A 19407-nucleotide genomic window follows, 5' to 3' on the forward strand; every position below is an offset into this window, starting at 1 on the left:
GGCGCACGGTCGGTCCCACCCTGGGCGCGGGGGGCGGGCCCGGCGGCGGCGGGGGCGCGGGCCACGGGCCCGGGGGGGGCGCGGGGGTTGTGCTAGCCGGGGTCCCCCCCGGTGGGGGCCCGGCGGGGGGGGGGGGCGGGCCGGGCCGCGCCGGGTGGGGGGGGGGCCCCCGGCCCGGGCCGGACGGACTCCCACGCCAGGGGCCCATGCTTCCCGGCCACCGCGCCGTGGCACAATCCACCCGGTATCCGCGGTGCGACTGGAGTGCGATGAACCCCCGTACGTCTCCCGGCCGACGGCGGTCCTCCGCTGCGGCTGAGTGGGCGCTCGCCGTCGCCATGACGGCCGTCGCGTGGTCGCCGTCGATCGGTGGGGCTCTCGTGTGGGGGGCGTTGGTGCTGTTCCTGTCGTGGGGCCTGTGGCCGGGGGCCGGGCTGCTGGCGCTCTGGGTGCTGTCCGGCCTGATGCGAACGGCCGGCCGGGCGCCGCTGCCGGGCCGCGCGGTGCGGCCCGGCGATCAGCCCGAGTTGACGGCGCTCGTCAAGGACGTCGCCGAGCGGATCGGATTCCGTGCGCCCCTTCTGGTCAGGATCGTCCCGGAGCCGAACGCGGCGCTGGGACCGGCGAGGGTCTCCGGCGTCCGCAGCCACGTGCTGCTGCTCGGGCTCCCCCTGCTGCGGACGATGACCAGCGCGCAGCTGACGGCCGTCGTCGCCCACGAACTGGCGCACGAGCGGGAGGTGGGCGACCGGCGCACCGTGTGGCTGACGCGGGCGAGGGCGGCCCTGCAGGAGCGGCTCGACGGCCGGCTCGGCCTGCTGACGCCCCTGGTGGCGCCGCTGCTGCGGGCCTCCGGGCAGCGGGCCTGGGAGACGGAACTCGCCGCCGACGCCGTATCCGTCCGGATCGCGGGTGTGGTGGCGGTCCGCGGTGCGCTGGAGCGTACGAGCCTGCTCGACGAGGCGTTCCACGGGCTCGGCGAGCGGTGGTTCGCGGAACTCGCGGAGGACGACAGCTACCCCGAGGACTTCTACGCCGCCTTCGATGCCGTCCTGCGCGACCCGCACGTGGCGCGGCGCTCCGCCCGCCTGGCGTCCGAGGCCGCCGACCCGTACGGGCTGGCGAGCCATCCCCCGATCGCGCGGCGGCTGGCCGCGCTGCCGGACGCCGGCGACGAGGGGCCGGACGGGACGGAGCCGGTGACGCTGTACGGCACCGAGGCGCTGGAGCGCTGGTGCGTCCGCGAGCTGGCCGGGTTGCGGGGACACGACGGCGCCGGCGATCCGCCGGGAGCGCCGCGCCCGGTGCGCCTGCTCGGACCGGACGGCCGCCGGGCTCCCGGTACGGCGGACGACGGTGGCCCGCTCCGCGAGGCGACGGGTGCCGGCTCGGCGGCCGAGGCGGTCATGGGCGCGCTGGACGCCGTGGCCGAGGGCGACTGGCCCCGCCTGGCCCGCCGCATCGAGCCGGGACTGCGGTGGGTACCGCGCGCCGAACGCCCCTCCGCCGCGCGCGCCGTGCTCGTCGGATCCATGGCGGTGGCCCTGTCCGCGGTCCTGCGCGGGTCCGGTTGGCGGCTCGCGGGACGCTGGATGGACACCGTGGTCACCGCGCCGGACGGAACGGTCCTGGACCTCCGCGACATGCTGGCCGCCACGGTGGACGGCGGCGACCCCGGCGCCGTACGGGTGCTGCTGCGGTCCGCGGCGCCCACCGGGGTGGCGGCGTGAGGCGCCCCGGGCCCGCGCTGCGCGTCGCCCTGCTGGGCACGGCCGCCGCCGTGGTGGGGTTCCTGCTGCTCGGTGCCTGGCTCGGCCTCCACGCCCGTGCGTACACCCACGCCCGTGACCGGGCCACCGCCGTCGCCGACGGACTCGTGATCGAGGACGGCATCGGCGCATCGGAGGACATCCGCGTGCGGTGGACCGACCGCGCCGGGCGGGCGCACGTACAGCGCTTCGAGGTCTACGCCACCGGTCGCTACGCCCGCGGACACCGGTTCCCCGTCGCGTACGCCCCCGGACAGGCGGACCCGCGCGGCTTCCCGGCCGACCCGGGCGAGACGGCGACCGAGGACGACCTCCTGGTACCGGTCGCCTTCGCAGGCCTGATCGCTGCCTTCTTCTGCGGTGCCTGGGCCGTACGGGGGCTGCGCTTCCGCCGGGCGACCCGGTCTCCCGGTCGGCCGATGACCGCAACCGTGCTCCACGGCGCACGGTTGCGCGCCGTGGCCTGGCAGCCGGACACCACCTGGCTCGCGCTGTCGGACGCCGGTGCTCCGGAACCGGTGGTGCTCTGGCAGCGGGTGATGTGGCATCCGGCCCTCGGCGATCTGCCGGGTCCCGTAGGGGTGACCCTCCGCGGCGGCGGCCGCCGCCCGGCTGTGGCCGAACTGCCGGACGGCACGCGCCCCGTGCCGCTGGGCCGGCCGCGCCGGCGGGCGCCGCGCCATGTGCTTCTCGACGAGCACATGACCGTCCGCGCCGATCTGCGGGACGCGTTCGTCCTTCCGCCGGGTGCCGGGGCGCCGGCCGGCCGCCGCTGGTGGCGGCCGGGCGCGGCGGCCGCGGTGCTGGGTGCGGCCGCGGGCGCCGCGGCGAGCCTCCCGCTGGCCGGTGGCACCCCCGTCGCGGCGGTCGGGTTCGCGCTGAGCGGGGCGGCCCTGGTCCTCGCCGCATGGGCCCTGTTCGCCCCGCAGCCCTGAGGGGCGGGCACCGCGCGTCGGTCACGCGGCCAGGTACGCCCGCCAGCCGCCGTACTCCGTGATGTCCCGGGCGCCCGCCGGCGCGGCCGGCTCGCACAGGAAGCCCGGGACGGTGGTGCCGTCCACGAGACGGACGGGGCCGAGGGCCATCGGGTGGGGGAGCGCGGCGAGGAGCCGGCCGAGGCCCTCGGCGGGGAGCTCCCACACCTCGCACTCCACGGTCGCGCCCTGGTCCGGGGGCACGCGGACCAGGCCGGGCTTGGGCGGCGTCGTCGGCAGGGCGTACAGCCGGTACTCGGCGGCGGTCGTGGTCGTACGGAGCAACCGGGCGCCCAGGGAGCGCAGTTCGCCGTTGAGCGGCTGGCCGGACAGATGGGCCCCGACGACCGTGAAGGGGACGGTGGGGCGCAGCAGGCCCGCGATGGCGCTCTGGCGCTCCTCGGTGCGGGCCCGGCCCAGCAGCATCACCCCGAACGGCAGGCCGCCGACCTCGCCGGCGGGGACCGCGACCCCGCACATGTCCAGGAGGTTCGCGGAGTTGGTGAATCGGCCCAGGCGGGCGTTGGCCCCGACCGGGTCGGCGGCGACCTCCGCGAGAGTGGGGTGCCCGGGGGCCGTCGGCAGCAGCAGCGCGTCGGCGTCGCCGAGTGCGGCCATGGCACGGTCCGTGAGCTCGGCCAGCCGCTCGCGGTCGGCGAGGAGGCGGTGCGCGGGGACGTCGCGGGCGGCGGTGATGATGCCTGCGACGGTCGGGTCCAGGTCCGCGCTCCCGGTGTGTTCGTCGATGAATCCGCCCACGGCGGTGTAGCGCTCCGCCACGAACGCGCCCTCGTAGAGCAGCGCTGCCGCGGCGGAGAACGGCGTCAGGTCCACGGGGCGCAACTCCACGCCCGCGGCCGCCAGGCGTCCGGCCGTCCACGAGAACGCCTCCGCCCATCCCGGGTCGAGCTCGCCGAGCTGCTCCAGGGGCGGCACCGCCACGCGCCACGGCCCCGGGCGGCGGGCGGGCGGCGCTGCCTGCGGCACGTCGGCGACGACGCCCAGCGCCCGCTCCGCCTCCGGGAGCGTGCGGGCGAACACCGTGACGCAGTCCAGGCTCGCGCAGGCGGGCACCACACCCTGCGTCGGCACCAGCCCCCGGGTCGGCTTGATCCCCACGATCCCGTTGAACGCGGCGGGCACCCGCCCCGATCCCGCCGTGTCCGTGCCGAGGGCGATGTCCACGATCCCGAGCGCCACGGCGACGGCCGAGCCCGAACTCGAACCGCCGCTGACCCGTGCCGGGTCGTGCGCGTTGCGCACTGCCCCGTACGGGCTCCTGGTGCCCACCAGGCCCGTCGCGAACTGGTCCAGGTTCGTCGTCCCGATCACCACCGCGCCCGCGGCGCGCAGGCGCGCCACGGCAGGTGCGTCGGCGTCCGGTTCGTACGCGTACGCCGGGCACCCGGCGGTGGTGGGCAGCCCCGAGACGTCGATGTTGCCCTTGACGGCGACCACCGTCCCGGCGAGCGGCAGCGGGTCCGCGGCGTCGAGGGCGGCGGCCTCCGCCTCCACGTCCGCCTGCGGCCGCAGCGTGATCCACACCTCGGGGCGGTCCACCTCGGCAATGCGCGCGTAGGCGGCCCGGACCCGGTCGAGGGCGGGAGTGCCGGAGGGGGTCGGAGTGGGCATGTGTCGGTTCTCCTTTACGGGTGTCTTCCCGGCCCGCCACCCCCTACCCGGGACGGTGGCGGGATCAGGGGGGTGGGTGGCCGGGGCGAGGTGGGTGCGGCGGATGCGGTGCGGCGGATGGCGGTGGGGCGGACACCGGAGTCGGGCGCCGCGGGGGCGGGCTACACCGGGCGCAGCGTGACCAGCACGGTGCCGGCGTCGATCTGGTCCCCCGGGGTGACCAGGACCGCGTCCACGACGCCGTCCACGGGGGCCTCGACCAGGGACTCCATCTTCATCGCCTCCAGCGCCAGCAGTCGCTGCCCGGCCCGTACCCGGTCACCCGGACGGACCGCGACCTGCCACACCGACGCCGGGAACTGCGCCTCGACCGCGCTGCCGCCCTCGGGCACCGCGACACCGGCCGTGTCCGCGCCGACCGCCGGGGACACGGCCGCCTCCGCGCGGGCGAACTCCCCGGCCGCCTCCCACGCGTCCCGCTCGGCGGCGAACGCGGCCGCCTGGCGGGTCCGGAAGGCGGCGATGGAGGCGGCGTTGGCGTCGAGGAAGCGCTGGTGTTCGGCAAGGGCGAACTCACCCTCCTCCACCTGCAGTTCCAGACGCCCCGCGGCCATGTCGGCCCGCATCTCCAGCAGTTCCCCGGCCTCGACCGGATACCACCTGATCCGGTCGAAGAACCGCAGCAGCCACGGCCGCGGCCCGGCCGTCGCGCCCCGCCCCCAGACCTGGACGGTGCGGCCCACGAACTGGTAGCCGCCGGGCCCCTCCATGCCGTACACACACAGGTAGGCGCCACCGATGCCGACGGAGTTCTCCGCGGTCCAGGTCCGTGCCGGGTTGTACTTCGTGGTCACCAGCCGGTGCCGCGGGTCGAGCGGGGTCGCGACGGGCGCGCCCAGGTAGACGTCGCCGAGCCCCAGCACCAGGTACTCCGCGTCGAAGACGGTGCGCCGGACGTCCTCCACCGTCTCCAGCCCGTTGACCCGGCGGATGAACTCGATGTTCCAGGGGCACCAGGGCGCGTCGTCCCGTACCCCCGCCATGTAGCGGGCGATGGCCTCGCGCGTGGCGGGGTCGTCCCAGGACAGCGGCAGGTGGACGGTGCGGCTGGGCACCACCAGCCGCTCGGCGGGCGGCAGCTGGCCCTCCGCCTCGCGCACGCAGTCCAGCAGCTTGGCCGTGGACAGCACGTCCGGGTCGACGTGCACCTGGAGCGAGCGGATGCCCGGTGTGAGGTCGACGACCCCCGGCAGTCCGGCGGCGGCCAGGTGCTCCGCGAGGGCGTGGACGCGCATCCGCAGGGCGAGGTCGAGCTGCATCGGCCCGTACTCGATCAGCAGGTTGTCGTCGCCGCTGCGCCGGTACGTCACCGACGGGCGGCCCTCGCCCTCGGTAAGGCGTCCGAGGACGCCGCCGTCGCCGAGCACGGGCCGCGAGGCGCGCGGAGCGCGAGCGGGGGAGTGCCGCAGGGCGGCCGCCGTGTCCTCGGTGACCGGCACGAACCGTACGGTGTCGCCAGGACGGAGCTGCCCCAGCTTCCAGCGCTGGCCGGTGACGACGGTCGCCGGGCACACGAAGCCGCCCAGCGAGGGCCCGTCCGGGCCGAGCAGCACGGGCATGTCACCGGTGTAGTCGACGGCGCCGACCGCGTACGGGGTGTCGTGGATGTTGGACGGGTGCAGCCCCGCCTCGCCGCCGTCGGCGCGGGCCCAGCGCGGTTTGGGCCCGACCAGGCGGACGCCGGTCCGCGCCGAGTTGAAGTGCACCTTCCACCGCGCGGCGTAGAAGTCGCGGATGTCGTCCTCGGTGAAGAACTCGGGCGCGGCGTGCGGCCCTTCGACGGCGGCGACGTCCCACGCGGTGGTGAAGGCCGGCCGCCGGTCCGCGGGCACGGGCGCGCCGCCGCAGGTCCCGCCCCCGTGGAGCACGTCCCCGGCGCGCAGCGCCCGGCCGCCGTGACCGCCGAACCGCCCGAGGGTGAAGGTGGCCGCGCTGCCCAGGTACGCGGGGACGTCGAGGCCGCCGTCGCCGAACAGCACGTACGTCCGCAGCCCCGGGCCCTGCGGAGCCGGTACGTCCAGCTCCCCGCCGGCCGGCACGGTGACCGGCTCCCACTGCGGCACCGGCCGTCCGTCCACGGTCACGGCGACGGGCGCGCCGGTGACGCAGACGGTCGTGGCGTGCGTGAAGCGCAGCCGCGGGCCGAGCAGGGTGCACTCCAGGCCGGGGGCGCCCTCGTCGTTGCCGAGCGCCTCGTTGCCGAGCCGGAACGACAGGTCGTCCATGGGCCCGCAGGGCGGCACACCGACGTGCCAGAGCCCGGTGCGCCCGGGCCAGTCCTGGACGGTGGTCAGCGTGCCCGGCCGCAGCACCTCGACGCGCGGCGTCGGGTCGGCGACGCCCTCCAGGGTCGCGGTGGTGTGCGCGGCCGCGCGCAGCGCGGGCTCGGCGACGGCGGCGCGCAGCAGACCGAGGTTGGTCTCGATGCCGCCCACCCGGGTCGCGGTGAGCGCGCGGGCGAGCCGGTCGAGGGCGTCCTCGCGGTCGGTGCCGTGCGCGACGACCTTGGCGAGCATCGGGTCGTACGCGGTGGTCACCTCGGTCCCGGTCTCCACCCAGGCGTCCACGCGGACGCCCTCGGGGAACGCGACCTCGGTCAGCACGCCCGCGCCGGGCCGGTGCCCGCGGCTGGGGTCCTCGGCGTAGACGCGGGCCTCCACGGCGTGGCCGCGCGGCGGGCCCGGCTCGGTGACCACGCCGGTGTCGCCCTGCGCGAGGCGCAGCATCCACTCCACGAGGTCGACGCCGTACACCTCCTCCGTGACCGGGTGCTCCACCTGCAGGCGGGTGTTGACCTCCAGGAAGTACGCCTCGTCGCGGGCGGCGTCGTACACGTACTCCACCGTCCCCGCCGAGCGGTAGCCGACGGAGGCGCACAGGGCGCGGGCGCCGTCCGCGAGCCGGAGGCGCACCGCGTCGGGCAGACCGGGTGCGGGGGCCTCCTCCAGGACCTTCTGGTTGCGGCGCTGCAGGGAGCAGTCGCGGTCGCCGAAGTCGACGACCCGGCCCCGCCCGTCGCCGAAGACCTGCACCTCGACGTGGCGGGCCCGCTCCACCAGGCGTTCGAGGAACACGCCCGCGGAGGAGAAGGAGGCCGCGGCCACGCGCCGCACGCTCTCCCAGGCCTCGGTGAGTTCGGCGGCGGAGCGGCAGGCCCGCATGCCGATGCCGCCGCCTCCGCCGGTGGCCTTGAGCATCACCGGGTAGCCGAGGGCCCGCGCCGCCTCCAGGGCGGAGCCGAGGTCCGCCAGCAGTCCGGTGCCCGGCAGCAGCGGCACCCCGGCGGCCTCGGCGGCGGCGCGGGCGGTGTGCTTGGTGCCGAAGAGCGCCAGCTGCTCCGGCGTCGGCCCGACGAAGACCAGGCCGGCGGCCTCGCAGCGGCGCGCGAAGTCCGCGTCCTCGGAGAGGAACCCGTAGCCGGGGTGGACCGCCCCGGCGCCCGTGACGCGTGCGGCCTCCAGGACGGCGTCCACGTCCAGGTAGCTGGCCTTGGCCGCGGCCGGGCCGAGCCGCACGGCGTGGTCGGCGAGGCGTACGTGCGGGGCGGAGCGGTCGGGGTCGGAGAAGACGGCGACCGTGCGCAGGCCCATGCGCCGGGCGGTGCGGATGACGCGGACGGCGATCTCGCCGCGGTTGGCGACGAGGAGGGTGTCGAAGGCGGCGTGGGTCACGGCGCCGGTCATGAGCGGCCCCCGGAGACCGTCATCTCGACCGGGGTCGGGTCGAAGCCGTTGCAGGGGTTGTTGACCTGCGGGCAGTTGGAGACCAGGACGAGGACGTCGGTCTCGGCCCGCAGCACGATCCGGAGCCCGGGGGCGGAGATGCCGTCGACGATGCCGAGGGTGCCGTCGGGCTCGACGGGCACGTTCATGTACCAGTTGACGTTGCTCACCAGGTCGCGCTTGCCGAGGCCGTACCGCGCGCCCTCGGCGAGGAAGTTCTCCACGCAGGCGTGCTGCGACCAGGTGTGGTGGCCGTAGCGCAGGGTGTTGGACTCCTTGGAGCAGGCGCCGCCGATGGTGTCGTGGCGGCCGCAGGTGTCCTCCACGACGGTCATCAGCGGGGTGTGCTCGTTGGACAGCAGCACGCTGCCCGTGGTCAGGAAGATGCCGCCCTGGGCCTGGAGGGTGTCCGGCGCGCTGTAGCGGACGGCCGTGTTGTGGGCGTCGTACACCAGGAAGTCCACGGCCTGGTTGCCGCCGAGGTCGGTGACGGTCAGGTGCTCCCCGGCGCGGACCACCGCGGACCAGGGCGCGCGGGCGGGGACGACGGTGGTCTCGCTGGTCACTGCAGCCCCCGGGCGGTGAGGTGGTCGGCGGTGTTGAGGAAGGCGCGGCGGCCCTCGGGGGTGGCGTCCCACAACGGGTCCCCGGGCGCGGTGGCCGCGGCGCGCCAGGCCAGCACCTCAACTGGCGTGCAGACGTACTCCGGCCGCGGGTCCAGCGGGTGCGGCACGTTCGCGATCAGCACGGTCAGCGGCTGCTCGGCACGCAGGGTGACGGACGCCCCGGGGCCCGCGGAGCCGGTGAACTCCAGCTTCCCGTCGGCGACGACGCGGACGCCCTGGAAGAAGGAGACGGACGGCGGCAGGTCGCGCGGCTCCAGGCCGTTCTTCAGCGCCGCCAGCTTCAGCAGCTCGCGGCCGGCGGGAGAGGGTCCGTGCGCCGAACCGTCCCCGTACAGGCCGGTGTTGCGGACGGCGGTCGAGGTGCCGCAGAGGGCGTCGTGCCGGCCACCGGTGTCGGCCACGAGCGAGGCGAGCACCCGGCCCTGGTCGGACAGCAGCAGGTGACCCGCGCCGAGGTAGGCGTTCCACAGCACCTTCACCGTGTCGGCGGTGTTGAGCCGCTCCCAGGGGCGGTCGGCGACGTACAGCAGCAGGTGGGCGCAGGCGTCGCCCGCCAGGTCGGTGAGCCGCAGTTCGGTGCCGCGGGCCAGCACCTTGTGCGTGTAGGTGCCCCCCGCCACGGTCTCCGCCCAGACCAGGTCCGGCGGCTCGATACCGGACGGCGGCTGCGGCCAGTCCGCGGCGGGCAGCACGGGCATGGCGTCCGCCCGCGTCCCCTCCTGCGCGCGGGCGTGGTCCCGGGCTCCGTGAGGCGTCCCTGTCGGCACGGCGTTCCACCTCCAATTTCTGTCGTGCGACAGAAATTAGGGGGCGGTGGATTCGGCGCCGTTGCCCGTGCGTTTCCCGGCGGTTACCGGGTGCTCACGCCCGCTCGGCGGGTGATCCCGGGGCCCCGGACCGGAACCGGGGAGCCGGGCGCCTGTGCGAGGATCGGGGAGTGAGCACCACGGGACGGCGCGTCGGGCGGCCACGCGCGCAGGCGCGGCCGGACAGCGGACTGACCGCCCGCGAGGAACTCCTCGCCGCCGCGTCCGAACTGTTCAGCACGCGGGGCTACGCGGCCACCACGACCCGCGCCGTCACCGAGCGCGCCGGGATGCGGCAGGCGTCGATGTACCACTACTTCGGCGGCAAGGAGGACCTCCTCGCCGCCCTCCTGGAGGGCACCGTCCGCCCGTCCCTGGACCTCGCGCACGCGCTCGTCGCCCGCACGGACGCCCCCGCCGAGGCCCGGCTGTGGGCGCTGTGCCGGGCGGACGTCGCCCTGCTGTGCGGGGGGCCGCACAACCTCGGCGCGCTGTACCTGCTCCCCGAGGTCAGCGCCGAGCGCTTCGCCGCTTTCCGCGCCGTCCGGGACGAACTGAAGGCCGCCTACGCCGCCCTGCTGGCCGCGACGGCGCCGGGCGCCGCGCTCCCCGCCGCCGATCTCGCGGTCCGCGCCGACCTCGTCTTCGGTCTCATCGAGGGCGTCATCCTCATCCGGCGCGACAGCCCGATCCCCGACGCGTCGGCCTTCGCCTCCGCGACCGCCGACGCGGCGCTGCGCGTCGCCGGCTGCCCGGACGGCGGCCTGGCCGCCCTGCACCGCGAGGGCGAGGCCCTGCTGGCGGTGTGACGCGCCCCCGGGAGGTCGGTCCCCGGTGAGCCGTCGTGCGGGTCGTGCGGGTCGACGCGGGTGCAGAGGCTGCGGCTGTTCGAGGCGAAGGTCGGGCGGGTCCACCGTCGAAGGCCGGCCTCGGGCGGCCGCCGAGGACCGCAAGTGCCTTCTGTGCGGCCGCTGTGGCCGCTCCTGCCGGTGGCCGTCGCCGGCGCCGTGTCGGGCCGGCGGGGGCACCGGGGTGCTCACGTCCCCGGCAACTGCTCCTGCTCGACGTCGAATCGCCCGATCCGTGGTGCCGTGTCGAGTCCGTGTTTCCGCCGGCAGCCGCGGCCCCGGCCCCACAGCCGGGCGTCGTGCGCGGTGAGGGGCCGGTGGCAGTCGGCGCAGAGGACGACGGGGCGCTCCTGCGGTGGCTGCCCGTCGGGGGACAGGCCGGGCAGGGGCGACGGCTCGGGTGCGGGTACGGCCATGCGGCCAGTGTGGCAGCGCCGGGCGCCGGCCGTTGTCGGAGGCCGGTGCCACACTGGTGCCGCACGCCCCTCCCCGAGGTCGAGACGGGGAGGGGCGTCGTGCTGTCGAACTGCCGGTACTACGAGGTCGGTTCCGGCACGGTCTCCGTGAGGCGGGCGTTCTCCGCCGGGCGCTCCGGACGCGCCCTCAGCAGCCGCCACGCGACCCCCGCGCCTACGCTGCTCAGCAGGAACAGCACGGTGAACCACTGGAAGTACCAGTGCCCGCCCGCCGGGTCGTAGACCGCGGCCCGCGGCCAGGCGAGGTTGACGGTCATGGCCAGCCCGTAGAGCAGGGCCAGCGCGTTGACGGGCAGGCCCCAGCGGCCGAGGGAGAACAGCGGCCGGCCGCGCTCGTCCGTCCCGCCCGCCCCGAAGCGGTCGCCGCGCAGGCGGCGCAGCAGCATCGGGCCGGTGACCATGGCGTAGGCCAGGTACAGCATGGCGATGCAGGTGGTGCCGATGGCCAGGAAGGCGTCCGGGGAGAGGAGGTTGAGCAGGCACAGCGCGGCCGCCGCGACGCCGACGACGAGCGCGGGCGCGACGGGCATGCCGGTACGGGGCGAGACCCGGGACAGGCGGGCGGAGAACGGGAGGACGCCGTCGCGGGCCATGGAGAAGAGCATGCGGGTGCCGGCGGTCTGGATGGCGAGCGTGGCCACCGCGATGGCGACGGCGACGTCGGCGAGCAGGGCCTTCCCGACGCCCGCGCCGAGGCTGCTGGTGAGGACGTAGCTCAGGCCCTCCGTCGCGAGCCGCCCGTCGGTGAGGCTCGGGGCGGCGAGCAGTCCGCCGAGCAGGAGCAGTCCGCCGAGAGCGCCGGCCGCGGCGAGGGCGCTGAGGATGGTGCGCGGGGCGGTGCGGCGCGGCGCGCGGGTCTCCTCGCTCATCTCGCCGGCGCTGTCGAAGCCGATGAGGACGTACGCGGCGGTGAAGGAGCCGACGAGGAGCGCGCCGACGGCGCCGCCCTGGCCGCCGGTGTGCAGGGTGACGCCCGGGCCGCGCTCGGCGTGCGTGAACAGCAGGACGACGATGAGGCCCGCGCCGATGATCTCCGCGGTGACGCCGACGCGGTTGACGGCCGACATGACCCGGTTGTCGAGGGTGTTGACCACGGTCGTGAGGGCCAGCAGCACCACGCCGAGCAGCGCCGCGTTGGCCGCCCCGGTCGCGGTGGTGGGCGCCGGATCGCCGCCGAGGACCTGGAAACCCGACCAGATCGCTGGCAGGACGACCTGCAGGGCGAGCGCGGCGGCGGCCACCACCACCACCTGGCCGATCACCATGATCCACCCGGCGAACCAGCCCCACGTGGGTGTGCTGAGCCGGGTCGACCACTGATAGATCGCCCCGGACAGCGGGTACCGGGCGGCGAGTTCGGCGAAGCAGGCGGCGACCAGCAGTTGCCCGGCGAGTACCGCGGGCCAGGTCCAGAAGAAGGCGGCGCCGCCGAAGGAGAAGCCGAAGGCGAAGAACTGGAAGACGGTCGTCAGGACGGAGATGAAGGAGAAGCCCGCGGCGAAGGAGGCGTAGCGGCCCATGCTGCGGTGCAGTTCCTGGCGGTAGCCGAAGCCGGCGAGGGTGCCGTCGTCGGAGGCCGGCGGGGGCGGCGGGGGAGCGGAGGGCGCGGACGGTGCGGTGGTGGTCATGGCGGACCCCTGTCGCTGGATTCCTGTCGGGTGACAGAAATTAGAGGTGGTCCATTTCGCCCCCGTGTCACGTTCATGTCCGCGACGCTCCAAGGTGCTCACCGCCGCCGACGTCCCGGACGCCGGGCGCGGGCCGTTCGGCGGCGGTGGACCGCCTCGAGCGGGGCGGCGTGCTCACCCGTGGCGGCGCGCTGCCGCTGGTCGCGGTGGCCGCGGTCCGTCTGTCGGCCCGCGCCTTCCGCTCGTACCGGGAGTCCGTCCGGGGCCGGGCCGGAACGACGACGAGGCGTGACCCCGCCGCGGGGTCACGCCTCGTGCGTACGCAGCCGAGCTCAGGAGGCGAGTGCCCGCGGGGGCGTCTCCTGCTCCTCCTCGATGCGGCGGTTCCACTCCGGCTTGGAGGCCTGCCAGCCGTCCTCGTCGTGACCGGTGCGCCAGTAGCCCGAGATCGACAGCCGCTCGCGCGGTACGCCGAGTTCGACCCGCAGCAGACGACGGAGCCGCTTCACGAAGGCCGCCTCCCCGTGGACGAAGGCATGCACGTCGCCCGGCGGGAACTCCAGGCTTTCCACGAGCGGGACCAGGGCCTCTCCCACCCGGCCGGAGCCGCGGTGCACCCAGACGACCTCGGCGTCACCGGGCGTGGAGAGCTTCTGCTCCTCCTCCGGGCCGGAGACCTCGACGAACACCCGGGCCGGAGCGCCCTCGGGCAGCCGCTCCAAGGAGGCGGCGATCGCCGGCAGAGCGCTCTCGTCGCCCACGAACAGATGCCAGTCGGCGGCGGGGTCGGGAGCGTAGGCACCGCCGGGGCCGAGGAAGAGCACCTCCTCGCCGGGCTGGACGCGCGCGGCCCACGGGCCGGCCAGGCCCTCGTCGCCGTGGAGGACGAAGTCGACGGTCAGCTCGCGCGCCTCCGCGTTCCACCGGCGCACCGTGTACGTCCGGATGCGCGGCCACTGGTCGCGGGGGAAGTCGGCGCGGATCCGCTGGATGTCGAACGGCTCGGGGTAGCGCACGCCCTCGGCCGGGAAGAGCAGCTTGATGTAGTGGTCGCTGTACTCGCCCACGGGGAAGCCCGTGAGACCCTCGCCGCCGAGCACCACGCGGATCATGTGCGGGGTCAGCCGTTCCACGTGCTGCACCCGCGCGCGGTTGAGCTGCGGCTTCCTGCGCACCGGACGGTCTGCCATGAGCACACTCCTCGCATCAAGTTAGGCAAGCCTAACCCATCTGTGCCGTCCTGCGCAGCCCGGTCCCGGAAAGATCACGAGATCTTCGAAGGCCGGTTCCGATCCGTCGTTCTGCGATTTCGATGGGACGGACGCGATCAGACGCTACCCGGGGGGCCGCCGCACATGGGTTCCGACACCGCCACCACCGTCACCTGGGCCTGGTACCTGCTGTCCCGCAACCCGGGGGCGCGCGAGGCGCTGACCGGGGAACTGGACCGGGTGCTCGGCGGCCGCACCCCCGGCCTCGACGACTACGCGCGGCTGCGCCGGACCGAGGCCGTCGTGAAGGAGACCCGGCGCATGCGGCCCACGGTCTGGCTCGACCTGGCCGTCGCCGAGGAGGGCGCCACCCTCGGCGGGGAGCCCGTCCCGCCCGGCACCCAGGTCTGGATCAGCCCCTGGGCCACCCACCGCGATCCGCGCAGGTGGCCGGAGCCGGAGGAGTCCCGCCCCGAGCGCCGGCTGGACGGGGCTCCAGAGGCGATCAACGACCACACCTGGTTCCCGTTCGGCGGGGGCACCCGGGCCTGCCTCGGGGCGCGCTTCACCATGGTCGAGGCGGTGATCGTGCCGGCCACCCTCGGCAGCCGCTTCCACCTCGACACCGGCGACGAGGAGATCCACCCGACCGTCGGCCCCACCCTCCGGCCCGACCGCGACGTGCTCGCCGTCACCCGGCCCGTTCCGGCCCCAGCACGCTGAGCAGGCGCTGCAGCGAGCCGCCCAGCCCCCAGCGCTCGGCCAGCGCCGCCAGTTCCCCGGGCCGGCGCGGCTCACGCGGCAGCTCCGGGGTGAACTCCGGCAGCGGCACGTCCGAGGCCACCCGGACGACCTTCGGAGCGACGGCCACGTAATCCCCCGCCTCCTGCAGCCGCTTGCGCTGCGCCGGGGTGACCTTCGAGGCGGGGTCGTGGGCGGCGGCCATGATCCCCGCCAGGTCGCCGTACGCCTCCAGCAGCTTCGCCGCCGTCTTCTCCCCGATGCCCGGCACGCCCGGCAGGCCGTCGCTCGGGTCCCCGCGCAGCAGCGCCAGGTCCGCGTAACCGGGGCCGTCCACACCGTACTTGGCGCGCAGCCAGGCCTCGTCCACCACGTCGAGCGAGCCGACGCCCTTGACCGGGTACAGCACCCGCACCCCGCGGGCGTCGTCCACCAGCTGGAACAGGTCGCGGTCGCCCGTGACGATGTCCACCGGACCCTGCGCCAGACCCGTCAGGGTGCCGATCACGTCGTCCGCCTCGTACCCGGCGACGCCCACCCGGGCGATGCCCAGTGCGTCCAGCACCGCCTCGATCACCGGGACCTGGGGTGAGAGGGTGTCCGGGACCTCCTCGACGTCCGAGCCGCCGGGCACCTCCTCGGCGACGCGGTGCGCCTTGTACGAGGGGATCAGGTCCACCCGCCACTGCGGCCGCCAGTCCGCGTCCATGCAGGCCACCAGGTCGTCGGGGGAGTGGTCGGCGACCAGGCGGGCGATGAAGTCCAGCAGCCCGCGCACGGCGTTGACCGGCGTGCCGTCCGGCGCGCGCACCGAGTCGGGCACGCCGAAGTACGCGCGGAAGTAGAGGCTGGCGGTGTCCAGGAGCATCAGGCGTCGAGTCACATGCCGATGATGCCGCACGCCGCCGACACCCCGGCCGCCGTGACCTCCGTCACGGAACGGTTTGCTCCGCTCGGGCCGGGGCAGCCGCCGACCCGGAGCGGGACAGGAGCGCTCCACGACCAGCGTGCGGGGGCAGCCGGTCGTCCTCCCTACGACACGTGAGGTGTATGTGTACAGGCTGCAGGCAGAGCATCTGTACAAGGTGTTCGGTGCCGACCCCGAGGACGGCGTGCGCCGTCTGGAGGCCGGAGCCGGACGCGACGAGCTGCGCGCGAGCGGTACGACCGCCGCGGTGATCGACGCGAGCTTCGACGTCCGCGAGGGCGAGATCTTCGTCGTCATGGGCCTGTCCGGATCGGGCAAGTCCACCCTGCTGCGCACGCTCAACGGGCTCAATCCGCCCACCGCGGGACGGGTGCTCTTCGACGGCCGCGACCTCACCGCACTCAGCCCCCGCGAACTGCGCCGCGTGCGCTCGCACGGCATCAGCATGGTCTTCCAGCACTTCGCCCTCTTCCCGCACCGTAGCGTGCTCCAGAACGCCGCCTACGGCCTGGAGGTGCAGGGCGTCGCCCGCAAGGAGCGCGAGGAGCGTGCCGCGCACGCCCTGGAACTCACCGGCCTGTCCGGCTGGGGCGACTCCTGGCCCGACGAGCTCTCCGGCGGCATGCAGCAGCGCGTTGGCCTGGCCCGCGCGCTCGCGACCGACGCCGACGTGCTCCTGATGGACGAGTCCTTCAGCGCCCTGGACCCGCTGATCCGCCGCGACATGCAGGACCAGCTGCTCGAACTGCAGCGCAGCCTGAAGAAGACCATCGTCTTCATCACCCACGACCTCAACGAGGCCATGCGCCTGGGCGACCGCGTCGCCGTCATGCGCGACGGGCGCATCGTGCAGATCGGCACCCCCGAGGACATCCTGCTGCGCCCCGCCGACGAGTACGTCAGCTCCTTCGTGCACGACGTCGACCGCTCCCGCGTGCTGACCGCCGGCACCGTCATGGAGCCGCCGCAGCGCCCCGACGCGGGCGACTGCCGCTGCGACACGGTCACTCCGCGCACCCCGCTCGCCGACGTCCTGCCGGTCAGCGCGCGCGTCCCGCACCCCGTGGCCGTCCGCGACGAGGCCGGCTACGTGGTCGGCGTCATCGCCAAGGACCGGCTGCTGGCCGCGCTCGGCGACCACGACGGCCCGGCGACGCCCTGCACCGACGGCACGGCCCCGGCCGTGGACCCCGCACCCGCGAAGGGCGCCGCGCCCAGGGTGCCGGGCCGGCCGCGGAAGGAGGCGGCGCGTGCCTAGGCTGCCCCTCGGCGACTGGACCGACAGCGCCGTCACCTATCTGCGCGACCACTTCGGCCCGCTCTTCGACGTCATCAGCGCCGTCGTCTCCGGCATGTACGACGGCCTGGACGCCGTGCTGCGGGCCCCCGCGCCACTGCTGCTCGCCGGCATCCTCGCGATCCTCGCGCTGTGGCTGCGCGGACTGACCGCGGGCGTGCTCGCCTTCGCGGGCCTGGCCGTCGTCGTCTCCGTGCAGCAGTGGGACGAGGCCATGGACACCCTGTCCCTGGTGCTCGTCGCCACCGTGATCACCATCGTGCTCGCCGTGCCGCTCGGCATCTGGTCGGCGCGCAACCGCACCGTCTCCGCCGCCCTGCGCCCGGTGCTGGACTTCATGCAGACGATGCCCGCCTTCGTCTACCTGATCCCCGGCATCTTCTTCTTCGGCGTCGGCCAGGTGCCCGGCATCATCGCCACCATCGTCTTCTCCCTGCCGCCGGGCGTGCGCATGACCGAACTCGGCATCCGGCAGGTCGACGAGGAGCTCGTCGAGGCCGCGGAGGCCTTCGGCACCGCCCCGCGCAGCACCCTGATGCGGGTGCAACTGCCGCTCGCGCTCCCCACGATCATGGCGGGCGTCAACCAGGTGATCATGCTGGCACTGTCCATGGTCGTCATCTCCGGCATGGTCGGCGGCGGCGGTCTCGGCGCCTCCGTGTTCACCGCCATCAGCCAGGTCGACATCGGCCTCGGCTTCGAGGCCGGCCTGTCCGTGGTCATCCTCGCCATGTACCTCGACCGCGTCACCGGCGCCCTCGGCACCCGCGTCTCCCCGCTGGGCCGGCGCGCCATGGCCGCGGCCGCCTCCCCGCGCGGCCTGCAGCTGTGGAAGTACCGCCCGCAGACCTCCGTCGCCGTCGTCGGCATCGTCGCCCTCGCCCTGGTCGCCGGCGGAATGGGCGTCTTCGCCGGCGGCGACGAGGGCACCGCCGTCCCCGAGGCCGACGATGTCGGCAAGGGCCGCCGGGTCGACATCGGCTACATCCCCTGGGACGAGGGCATCGCCTCCACCTACCTCTGGAAGGAACTGCTGGAGCGGCGCGGGTACGAGCCGAAGGTCACCCAGTACGACGTCGGCGCCCTGTACACCGGCATGTCCGCGGGGCGCGTCGACTTCGAGACCGACTCCTGGCTGCCCGTCACGCACCGGTCGTACTGGGAGAAGTACAAGAACGAGCTGGACGACTACGGCTCCTGGTACGGCCCCACCTCACTCGAACTGACGGTGCCCTCCTACGTCAAGGGCATCGACTCACTGGCCGACCTCAAGGGCAGGGGCAAGCAGTTCGGCGGCCGGATCATCGGCATCGAGCCCGGCGCCGGGATGATGAAGATGCTCAACGACACGGTGCTGGAGAAGTACGGGCTGGAGGGCGAGTACAAGGTCACCACGGGCTCGACGGCGAGCATGCTCGCCCAGCTCGACCGCTCCATCAAGGCCAAGGAGCCCGTCGTCGTGACCCTGTGGTCCCCGCACTGGGCCTACAGCGAACACAGCCTGAAGAAACTGAAGGACCCGCTCGGCGCCTGGGGCAAGGGCGACGGCATCCACACCCTCGCCCGCAACGGCTTCGCCGGCGACGAGCCGAAGGTCGCGAAGTGGCTGGCGGACTTCAAGCTGAGCGAGAAGGAGCTCACCGGCCTGGAAGGAGCCGTCCACAAGGCCGGCCACGGCCACGAGCAGGACGGCGTCCGCGACTGGCTCGACGCCCACCCCGGCGTCACGGACCGGCTCGCCCCGGTCGGCTGACCGGCATCCCGGCCCCGGACGGCGCGGCACCGGCACTTCCCCTCCCTCGTGCCGGAGCCGCGCCGTCCGGCCCTCCCCGCCCGGCGCGGATGGATACGGTGGGCACATGACCCGTCGCGACTCCGGCCCCGCACGGCGTGTGGTCTCCCTCGTCCCCTCGCTCACCGAGGCGGTGGCGACCACGGCGCCCGCCCTGCTCGTCGGCGCGACCGACTGGTGCAACCAGCCGGCCGACCTGCGCGTCACGCGGGTCCGGGGAACGAAGAACCCCGACATCGCGGAGATCGTCCGGCTCGCTCCAGACCTGGTGATCGCCAACGAGGAGGAGAACCGCGCCCCCGACCTCGACGCGCTGCGCGCGGCCGGGCTGACGGTGCTGGTCACCGAGGTGCGCAGCCTTCCGCAGGCCTTCCGGGAACTGCACCGCGTGGTCGTCGAGGCCTGCGGGCTGCCGCGCCCGGCCTGGCTCGACGCCGCGGAGAAGGCCTGGGCGTCGCTGCCGCCCGCCACCCCCCTCCGCAGGGCCGTCGTCCCCGTCTGGCGCCGCCCCTGGATGGTGCTCGGCCGGGACACCTTCGCCGGCGACCTGCTGGCCCGGCTGGGCGTCGAGAACGTTTACGGGAACCACCAGGAGCGCTACCCCCGGGTGCCCATCGGCGAGCTCACCGGCAGCGGGGCGGACCTCGTCGTGCTCCCGGACGAGCCGTACCGGTTCACGGCGGACGACGGGCCCGAGGCGTTCCCGGACATACCCGCGGCCCTGGTCAGCGGCCGCCACCTCACCTGGTACGGCCCGTCCCTCGCCGAGGCGCCGGCCGTGCTCGCCGCCGCCCTCGCCCCGCCGGCCCCGGCCGGGCCGGCCCCCGCCCGGCGCGGCGGCTGAGCCCGGTGGCCCGCGCCGTGGACGCCCCCGGCGCACGCGGGGCCCGTGGCCGT

Annotated in this window: 15 protein-coding genes; 7 read left to right on the plus strand and 8 right to left on the minus strand. The window is 75.2% G+C overall.

All coding sequences use genetic code 11. From position 1 onward, the window contains the following. Nucleotides 1-395 precede the first annotated feature (395 nt). On the plus strand, nt 396-1730 hold the full coding sequence (locus ACFW3D_RS25440) for a M48 family metalloprotease (RefSeq protein ID WP_500507406.1): 1335 nt from the start codon (nt 396-398) through the stop codon (nt 1728-1730). After that, nucleotides 1727-2704: a hypothetical protein gene (locus ACFW3D_RS25445; protein ID WP_500507408.1), complete on the plus strand. Its 978-nt coding sequence runs from the start codon at nt 1727-1729 to the stop codon at nt 2702-2704. The genes ACFW3D_RS25440 and ACFW3D_RS25445 overlap by 4 nt, the downstream gene beginning before the upstream one ends. Nucleotides 2705-2725: 21 nt before the next feature. On the opposite strand, the gene ACFW3D_RS25450 is transcribed toward ACFW3D_RS25445, so the two are convergent. From ACFW3D_RS25450 to ACFW3D_RS25465, 4 genes are all read right to left on the minus strand, one after another. Then, nucleotides 2726-4375 (minus strand): allophanate hydrolase, encoded by a 1650-nt coding sequence (locus tag ACFW3D_RS25450; RefSeq protein WP_500507410.1) that lies wholly within the window; start codon nt 4373-4375, stop codon nt 2726-2728. Between the two features lie 161 nt (nt 4376-4536). After that, complete coding sequence (uca, locus tag ACFW3D_RS25455) at nt 4537-8118, minus strand: urea carboxylase (RefSeq protein WP_500507412.1); 3582 nt, start codon at nt 8116-8118, stop codon at nt 4537-4539. After that, nucleotides 8115-8723: an urea amidolyase associated protein UAAP2 gene (locus ACFW3D_RS25460; protein WP_500507414.1), complete on the minus strand. Its 609-nt coding sequence runs from the start codon at nt 8721-8723 to the stop codon at nt 8115-8117. The genes uca and ACFW3D_RS25460 overlap by 4 nt, the downstream gene beginning before the upstream one ends. Continuing rightward, nucleotides 8720-9550: an urea amidolyase associated protein UAAP1 gene (locus tag ACFW3D_RS25465; RefSeq protein ID WP_500507416.1), complete on the minus strand. Its 831-nt coding sequence runs from the start codon at nt 9548-9550 to the stop codon at nt 8720-8722. Before ACFW3D_RS25465 ends, ACFW3D_RS25460 begins: the two co-directional genes overlap by 4 nt. 170 nt (nt 9551-9720) lie before the next feature. Here ACFW3D_RS25465 and ACFW3D_RS25470 point away from each other — a divergent pair, with 170 nt between their 5' ends. Further along, nucleotides 9721-10398: a TetR/AcrR family transcriptional regulator gene (locus ACFW3D_RS25470; protein WP_500507418.1), complete on the plus strand. Its 678-nt coding sequence runs from the start codon at nt 9721-9723 to the stop codon at nt 10396-10398. 227 nt (nt 10399-10625) lie between these two features. On the opposite strand, the gene ACFW3D_RS25475 is transcribed toward ACFW3D_RS25470, so the two are convergent. The 3 genes from ACFW3D_RS25475 to ACFW3D_RS25485 all read right to left on the minus strand — a co-directional run bounded on the left by ACFW3D_RS25475 (nt 10626) and on the right by ACFW3D_RS25485 (nt 13731). Then, a complete protein-coding gene (locus ACFW3D_RS25475) occupies nt 10626-10853 on the minus strand; it encodes a DUF6011 domain-containing protein (protein WP_500507420.1) in 228 nt (75 codons plus the stop codon). A 119-nt stretch (nt 10854-10972) separates the two neighbouring features. Beyond that, nucleotides 10973-12541, minus strand: a complete 1569-nt coding sequence (locus tag ACFW3D_RS25480; RefSeq protein WP_500507422.1) for an amino acid permease — start codon at nt 12539-12541, stop codon at nt 10973-10975. A 332-nt stretch (nt 12542-12873) separates the two neighbouring features. Next, a complete protein-coding gene (locus ACFW3D_RS25485; RefSeq protein WP_500507424.1) occupies nt 12874-13731 on the minus strand; it encodes a siderophore-interacting protein in 858 nt (285 codons plus the stop codon). 165 nt (nt 13732-13896) lie between these two features. Between ACFW3D_RS25485 and ACFW3D_RS25490 the strand changes: the two genes are divergently transcribed. Further along, entirely contained in the window at nt 13897-14475 is a 579-nt protein-coding gene (locus tag ACFW3D_RS25490; RefSeq protein ID WP_500507426.1) for a cytochrome P450, read from the plus strand. Here ACFW3D_RS25490 and ACFW3D_RS25495 read toward each other — a convergent pair. Then, nucleotides 14444-15361, minus strand: a complete 918-nt coding sequence (locus ACFW3D_RS25495) for a 5'-3' exonuclease (RefSeq protein ID WP_500507468.1) — start codon at nt 15359-15361, stop codon at nt 14444-14446. The genes ACFW3D_RS25490 and ACFW3D_RS25495 overlap by 32 nt on opposite strands. Before the next feature lie 184 nt (nt 15362-15545). Between ACFW3D_RS25495 and ACFW3D_RS25500 the strand changes: the two genes are divergently transcribed. From ACFW3D_RS25500 to ACFW3D_RS25510, 3 genes are all read left to right on the plus strand, one after another. Continuing rightward, on the plus strand, nt 15546-16679 hold the full coding sequence (locus tag ACFW3D_RS25500) for a quaternary amine ABC transporter ATP-binding protein (RefSeq protein ID WP_500507470.1): 1134 nt from the start codon (nt 15546-15548) through the stop codon (nt 16677-16679). Continuing rightward, complete coding sequence (locus tag ACFW3D_RS25505; RefSeq protein WP_500507428.1) at nt 16672-18471, plus strand: ABC transporter permease/substrate binding protein; 1800 nt, start codon at nt 16672-16674, stop codon at nt 18469-18471. The genes ACFW3D_RS25500 and ACFW3D_RS25505 overlap by 8 nt, the downstream gene beginning before the upstream one ends. Nucleotides 18472-18577: 106 nt before the next feature. After that, nucleotides 18578-19354: a helical backbone metal receptor gene (locus tag ACFW3D_RS25510; protein ID WP_500507429.1), complete on the plus strand. Its 777-nt coding sequence runs from the start codon at nt 18578-18580 to the stop codon at nt 19352-19354. The last annotated feature ends 53 nt before the right edge of the window (nt 19355-19407 follow it).

Origin of the sequence: Streptomyces sp. NPDC058864, assembly GCF_042742985.1 — a bacterium.
In the GTDB taxonomy this organism is placed as follows: domain Bacteria; phylum Actinomycetota; class Actinomycetes; order Streptomycetales; family Streptomycetaceae; genus Actinacidiphila.